This window comes from Kamptonema sp. PCC 6506 (assembly GCF_000180455.1).
In the GTDB taxonomy this organism is placed as follows: Bacteria; Cyanobacteriota; Cyanobacteriia; order Cyanobacteriales; family Microcoleaceae; genus Kamptonema; species Kamptonema formosum.
Genome location: NZ_CACA01000309.1, coordinates 1 through 2,053 on the forward strand (window position 1 = coordinate 1; position 2,053 = coordinate 2,053).

General features: G+C 40.0%; 1 protein-coding gene and 1 pseudogene. Both read right to left on the minus strand.

Features of this window, described 5'->3' with window-relative positions; translation table 11 throughout:
• Positions 1 to 1,520 (minus strand): ATP-binding protein (locus tag OSCI_RS18810; RefSeq protein ID WP_039962577.1); only part of this gene is annotated, 1,520 nt, incomplete at its 3' end.
• 63 nt (positions 1,521 to 1,583) lie between these two features.
• Positions 1,584 to 1,943: pseudogene (locus OSCI_RS18815) on the minus strand (sensor histidine kinase); the annotation flags it as partial.
• Between the last annotated feature and the right edge of the window lie 110 nt (positions 1,944 to 2,053).

Consider the following 2,053-nt stretch of genomic DNA (forward strand, 5'->3'; position numbering starts at 1 on the left):
GCTGGATTGACTTCGTTATCCCGATAAGCACCAATGATGAAAAGATGACCTGTATCATTCACTAATAATTGCATCAACTTTAATGATGCTGAATCAGCCCATTGTAAATCATCTAAAAACATCACTAATGGATGGTCGGCACTGGTAAAAACTTGGGTAAAGTTTTGAAATAATAAATTAAAGCGATTTTGGGCTGCTGTTCCTGATAATTCTACTGCTGGTGGTTGTTCCCCAATGATTTTTTCTAATTCGGGAATGACTTCAATAATTACCTGACCGTTGTCTCCGACAGTTTCTAATATTTGATTTTTCCAGTGCTGAATCTGTGGATCGCTTTCGGTTAACAATTGTCCCATTAAATTCCGAAATGCTTGTACAAAAGCAGAGAAGGGAATATTGCGTTGAAATTGGTCAAATTTTCCTTTGATAAAATAACCGCGTTGCCGAACAATTGGTTTATGAACTTCGTTGACAACGGCTGTTTTCCCAATACCCGAAAAACCTGCTACCAGCATCATTTCTACCCCCTTATTTCCCCCCTTAGCAAGGGGGGCTTCAGGGGGGTTAGCGACTCGCTCAAATGCTTGCAGTAAAGTTTCTGCTTCGGTTTCTCGTCCATAGAGCTTGTCGGGGATGATGAAGCGATCGCACACATCCCTACTGGCAATTTCAAAACTTGAAATCTCACCAGCTTCTCTTAACTGAGTTAAACATTTTTCTAAATCAAATTTCAGTCCTAATGCACTCTGATACCTATCTTCAGCATTTTTTGCCATCAACTTCTTGACAATTTCTGAAAGGATAGGGGGAATTTGTGGATTAATTTCATGGGCAAATGGCGATTTTTTGGCGATATGAGAATGTACCAATTCCATTGCCTCATTGGATGCAAATGGTAACTCACCTGTGAGTAATTCAAAGAACGTTACACCCAAAGAATAAAAATCTGTGCGATAATCAATCCCTCGATTCATTCTCCCGGTTTGTTCGGGAGATATATAAGCTAGTGTTCCTTCTAATACGTTGGGATTAACTAGGGTTTGGGTTTCTCTGGGTAATAAAGATGCGATACTAAAGTCGATTAATTTTACTTGTTTGGTTTCAGGATTAATTAAAATATTGCTGGGTTTGATATCTTTATGAATTATCCGCTCATGGTAGAGTAAGTCTAAGGTGTTACAGAGGACGATCGCTATCACTAAAAACTCCTCTAAAGAGGCGACACTCTGATTTTTGCTGAAATAATCCTTGAGAGAAATTCCCCCAAAGTCTTCCATCACCAAGGCATAACTATTGTGGTAGGTTTCTAAGCTATAGGTTTGGATGATTAGTGGCGATCTAAGATTTTTGGCGATCGTGTACTGATTGCGAAATTGGACTAATTCGTTAAAGGTGGGATAGGTATTTTTCAGCAGTTTGATGGCTACTGGTAATGAGTCCACCTGGCGCTCACCCCGATACACAATAGTCCTCGAACCGTTGTACAATTCCGTATTGAATTGATATTCAGACAAATTCATAGTGACTTCCTCCACTTTGGTGTAATGGTGATTTTTAGATGATTTTTACTTGAGATGCTAGCTTTAATCGTCTGTATATGGTGAAACTGGCAGCCGGATACAAAACTCAGTTCCGCAACCAATCGTTGACTCAACTTCTATAGTACCCTGATGTTTTTCTACAACGATCTGCCGGGCGATCGCTAACCCCAATCCCGTCCCTTTTCCGACTTCCTTCGTCGTAAATAAATGGTCAAAAATCTTCGATTGCACCTGTGCGCTCATACCACTCCCATTGTCTTTAATCCTAATTATTGCCTGTTTTTTATCCTCTGATAACTCAGTTTTAACAGTAATTTTATTGGGAATTTCTGCATACTTGTACCCTTGATTTGAGTCTTCTAAGGCATCAATAGCATTGCTCAATAAATTCATAAAATTTTGCCCAGGCCCCAACGATTATCCCGGCTCCCGATGGTACGGGTACTGCTGTTACTCAACAGCAAAATCGCTTCGACATTACAGGTGGCAAAAGTTCTGGAGATGGAGCCAAT